Genomic DNA, 4,505 nt, shown 5'->3' with positions numbered 1-4,505 from the left:
GCCGCGCTCCCCCGCCGATCTCGGGGAAGACCGTGCGGAGGGCCTCGTGGCGACCGACCACATCGGACAGCGCCGTGCGCAGCGCGTCGACGTCGAGGGCGCCGGTGAGCCGCACCGCGGTCGGCATGTTGTACGTCGCCGAGGGCCCTTCGAGGCGGTGCAGGAACCACAGCCGCTGCTGGGCGAACGACAGTGGCAGCACGTCCGGCCGCGGCTCGGCGCGGGTCAGGGCGGGACGCGCGGCCGAGGCGTCCGCGGCGGCCAGCAGCGTGGCGAGCCCGGCCACGGTCGGCGTCTCGAACACCGACCGCACCTGCAGCTCGACGCCGAAGACCGCGCGCAGCCGCGCGACCAGCCGCGTCGCCATCAGCGAATGGCCGCCGAGGGCGAAGAAGTCGTCGTCGACGCCGACCGCCGAGGTGTCGAGGACTTCGGCGAAGAGCCCGCACAGGACCTCTTCGACCGGGGTCCGCGGCGCCCGTCCGGTGGTGGCGGCCTGCTTGTCCGGGCTCGGCAGCGCACGGCGGTCGAGCTTGCCCGAGGCGAGCAGCGGCAGCCGGTCCAGGAGCACGAACGCCGAGGGCACCATGTACTGCGGCAGCCGGTCGCGGACGTGCGCCCGCAGCGCCGCCACCAGCGCGCTCGTGTCCCGTTGCCCCGCCGGGTGGTTGCCGAGCGCCTCGAGGGCGGCGCGGACCGGGCGAGTGCGGTGGATCCGGGTCGGCGCACCGGTGGTGAACACGACCTCCACCGTGCCCGCGTCCGCGGTCAGGGTCCCGTACACGCGGTAGCCGTGGCGCTCACCGAGGGCGTGCAGGGTCTCCGGGTCCACTCCGGACGGCTCGCTGTCCAAAGCGGACAGTGCCGCGTCGGCATCCCCACCCGCCAGCGCCGCGACGGCGGCCAGCTCGCCGGACAGGCGCGCGTTCGGCACCCCGGTGACGCGCAGCCGGGCCGGACCGTCCGCCAGCCGGGATTCCAGCTCGTCGAGCGAACTGAACGCGACCACGTCCTCCGCCGGCGGCACCGGCTTCGGCGCCTTCCGCAGCACGACGTCGTAGCGGTGCCGGGTCAGCTCGTTGTGCGCGTGGCCGCGCTTGACCCACAGGTCGACGTCGTCGAACCCGTCGAGTTCCCGGCTCAGCGCCGCGAAGAAGTCCGGGTCGAGCACCAGCTCGCCTTCCCGGGCGATCGCCTGGTCGGCGGCCGCGGCATCCCGGCGGCCGTGGCGCAGCTCGGTCGCGGTCCGGAACGCGCGCAGCGAGCGCAGGTTCCGGATGTCGCCGAGGAAGACCACGCCGCCCGGCCGGACGCGCGCGGCGGCCGTGCGGATCACCTCGGCGAGGTAGCCGACGCTCGGGAAGTACTGCGCAACGGAGTTGATGATCACCGTGTCGAACGGTTCGGCCGGCAGTTCGCCGAGGTCGTGCGCCGGGCGCGCGGCCAGGTGGACCTTGCTCGCGAACGGCGTCGCCGCGACCTCGCGCCGCAGGTTCGCGATGGCCTTCTCGGACAGGTCGACGCCCCAGTACGCCTCGGCGTCCGGTGCGATCCTCGACAGGATCAGACCACTGCCCACGCCGATCTCCAGCACCCGCTTCGGCTGGAGCGACCGGATGCGGTCGATCGTCGCCGCGTGCCACTCCCGCATCTCGTCGAGCGGGATCTCGGTGCCGTCGTAGCTGGAGTTCCAGCCGGTGAAGTTCTCCTCCAGCCCACCGGCGGCCGCGTCGGTGAAGACGTTCTCGTGCAGCTCACGCCACTCGCCGACGTGCTCCAGCTCCGCCTCTTCGTCCCGCCCGGCCGACGGGACGGCGTAGGCGATCAGCCGGCCGTCCTGCGCGACGACGACGGACTGCCCGACCGCCGGGTGCTCCGCCAGCACCGACTCGATCTCGCCGAGTTCGATCCGGTAGCCGCGGATCTTGACCTGGTCGTCCGCCCGGCCCAGGAAGACCAGCCGGCCGTCCGGCAGCCACTTCACCAGGTCACCCGTGCGGTAGAGGCGTCCGCCCGAACCGAACGGGTCTGCCACGAACCGCTCCGCCGTCAGCCCCGGCCGCCCGAGATAACCGCGCGCCAGGCCGGAGCCCGCGAGGTACAGCTCCCCCACGACGCCGGGCGGCACCGGCCGCAGCCCGGCGTCCAGCACGTACGCGCGGGTGCCGGGGTCGGGGATGCCGATCGGGACGACCGTCGCGTCCGCCAGCTCGGCCGGGTCGCTCTCGCCCAGCGTCGAGTTGGTGGTCGCTTCGGTGGGGCCGTAGGCGTTGAACATCCGCCGCCCCGGCGCCCACCGCCGCACCAGCTCCGGCGACACGCGTTCCGTGCCCGCCAGCAGGACGCTGTCGGTCGGCAGGGCGAGGTCGGCGGGCATGGCGTCGAGCAGGGCGGGCGGCAGAATCATGAAGTCGACGGCGTGCCGGAGCGCGTACTCGGTCAGCGCCGGCCCGGCGACGCGGCGTTCGGCGGGGACGACCACCAGCCGCCCGCCGGACAGCAGCCCGAGGCACAGGTCCCAGAACGCGACGTCGAAGCTCGGCGACGCGAACTGCAGCACCCGGCTGTGCGGCCCGACGCCGAACCGCTCGACCTGCGTGGCGACCAGCTTCGCCACACCGGAGTGCTGGAGCACGACGCCCTTCGGCCGCCCGGACGAACCGGACGTGTAGATCACGTAGGCCGCGTTCTCCGGCTTGACCGGCACCGCTGGATCCACTGTGGACATCTCAGGCAGCGCCGGGTCGTCGAGCAGGACCCGCGGGAGGGTCGCGGGCAGCTTCGCCTCGACGTCCCGGGTCGTCACCACGCAGGCCGGCCGCGCGTCGTCGGCCATGTAGGCGATCCGGTCGGCCGGGTAGTCGACGTCGATCGGCAGGTAGGCCGCGCCCGCCTTGAGGACGGCCAGCTCGGCGATGATCATGTCGAGCGACCGCGGCACGGCCAGCGCGACCACCCGCTCCAGTCCGGCGCCCCGGGCGAGCAGCAGGTTCGCCAACTGGTTCGCGCGGGCGTCCACCTCCGCGTAGGTCAGTTCCTCGTCCTCGAAGACGAGCGCGATCGCGTCCGGCGCCTCGGCGACGCGGCGGGCGAACATCGCGGGGAACGTCTCCGTGCCCGCGGGGTCGAGGGAGCCGGCCCACTCGGTGAGCACGCGGTCCCGCTCGTCCCCGGCGAGGAGGTCGAGCGCGCCGACCGGGCGGTCCGGTTCGGCCAGCGCGGCGCGCAGCAGCACTTCGAGGCGGCGCAGGATCGCGTCCGCGCCGGCGTGGTCGAAGACGTCGGCGTTGAACTCCAGCACGCCGTCGATCCCGGCTTCGCGCTCGGTCAGCGAGATCGCCAGGTCGAACTTCGACGTCCCGGTCGTCACCGGGACCTCCGAGACGGTCAGGCCGGGCAAGGTCACGTCGGCGCGGGCGTTGTTCTGCCCGGCGAGCATCACCTGGAACAGCCGGTGGTAGGACAGCGACCGCGCCGGGTTCAGCACCTCGACCAGCCGCTCGAACGGCACGTCCTGGTGGGCGTACGCGTCCAGGTTGCGCTCGCGCACGCGGGCCACGAGGTCGCGGAACGACGGCTCGCCGCCGGTGTCCACCCGCAGAACGAGGGTGTTGACGAAAAACCCGACGAGGTCGTCGAGCGCCTGGTCGGTGCGCCCGGCGATGGGTGAGCCGATCGGCACGTCGGTCCCCGCGCCCAGGCGCGTGAGCAGGGCGGCGAGGGCCGCGTGCACGACCATGAACACGCTGGCGCCGCACTCGCGGGCCAGCTCGGCCAAGCGGGCGTGGAGCCCGGCGTCCCAGCCGAAGGTGTGCAGCTCGCCGCGGAACGTCGCGGTCGCCGGGTGCGGCCGGTCCAGCGGCAGATCGATCCGGTCCGGCAGGCCGTCGAGCGCGTCGCGCCAGTAGTCCAGCTGCGCGCTGAGGACGCTGTCGGGATCCTCCTCGCGGCCGAGCAGTTCCCGTTGCCAGAGCGTGTAGTCCGCGTACTGCACCGGCAACGGCGTCCACTGTGGAGCCTCCCCGGCGTGGCGGGCGGCGTAGGCCGTGGCGATGTCACGCCACAGCGGGGCCATCGACCAGCCGTCGGAGGCGATGTGGTGGAACACCAGCGCGAACACGTGCTCGCCCGTGCCGGTCCGGAGCAGTTCCGCCCGCACCGGCACCTCGTGTTCGAGGTCGAAAGGCCCGCGGACGAGCCCGATCAAGGCCGCGTCGAGGTCCGCGACCTCGCGCACCGGCAGGCTGACCGCTCCGGCCGGGAGGATGTCCTGGTAGGGCACGCCGTCCCGCTGCGGGAACCGGGTGCGCAAGGCCTCGTGGCGGGCGACCACGTCGGTGAGCGCCGCACGCAGCGCTTCGACGTCGAGGTCGCCGTCGAGGCGCATGATCAGCGGCACGTTGTAGGTGGCGGACGGTCCTTCGAGGTGGTGCAGGAACCACAGCCGCCGCTGGGCGCCGGACAGCGGCACGAACTCGGGCCGCCGTTGCGGGACCAGCGGCGGG

At 73.7% G+C, this 4,505-nt stretch carries 1 protein-coding gene; it reads right to left on the bottom strand.

The window, feature by feature from the left end; translation table 11 throughout:
• On the bottom strand, positions 1 to 4,505 hold a 4,505-nt coding region (locus G3I65_RS14735), incomplete at both ends, for a non-ribosomal peptide synthetase (RefSeq protein ID WP_160696610.1).

It is taken from the genome of Amycolatopsis sp. SID8362, from assembly GCF_010550475.1.
GTDB classification, from domain to species: domain Bacteria; phylum Actinomycetota; class Actinomycetes; order Mycobacteriales; family Pseudonocardiaceae; genus Amycolatopsis; species Amycolatopsis eburnea.
Note: the sequence above shows the minus strand (reverse complement) of the source record. Positions and strands in the feature narration are given on the sequence as shown.